Origin of the sequence: Pseudomonas sp. PDM26, assembly GCF_019219185.1 — a bacterium.
Classification (GTDB): domain Bacteria; phylum Pseudomonadota; class Gammaproteobacteria; order Pseudomonadales; family Pseudomonadaceae; genus Aquipseudomonas.
This window is the reverse complement of the sequence record NZ_JAHUWC010000060.1, coordinates 1-321: the sequence shown is the minus strand read 5'-3', so window position 1 is coordinate 321 and position 321 is coordinate 1. Positions and strand designations below refer to the sequence as shown.

Below are 321 nucleotides of genomic sequence, written 5' to 3'. Positions count from 1 at the left end.
CTACTCTCACATGGGGAAACCCCACACTACCATCGGCGATGCATCGTTTCACTGCTGAGTTCGGGATGGGATCAGGTGGTTCCAATGCTCTATGGTCGTCAAGAAATTCGGGTACCGAGTCGTGGCCAGCTGGCCGCGCTTCAGCAAATTGGGTAGGTGATAGATTTGTGTGTTTGCGAACTTTCGGTTCATTGCGTCTTCACACACCGCAATCTGGTCTCTTTCGCCTTTTCAGCTAGGAGCATCAAATTGCTTGGGTGTTATATGGTCAAGCCTCACGGGCAATTAGTATTGGTTAGCTCAACGCCTCACAGCGCTTAC

General features: G+C 50.8%; 1 rRNA gene. It reads right to left on the bottom strand.

Going from position 1 to position 321, the window contains the following annotated elements:
* Window positions 1–103, bottom strand: a 5S ribosomal RNA gene (gene rrf / locus KW849_RS31095); the annotation flags it as partial.
* Between the last annotated feature and the right edge of the window lie 218 nt (window positions 104–321).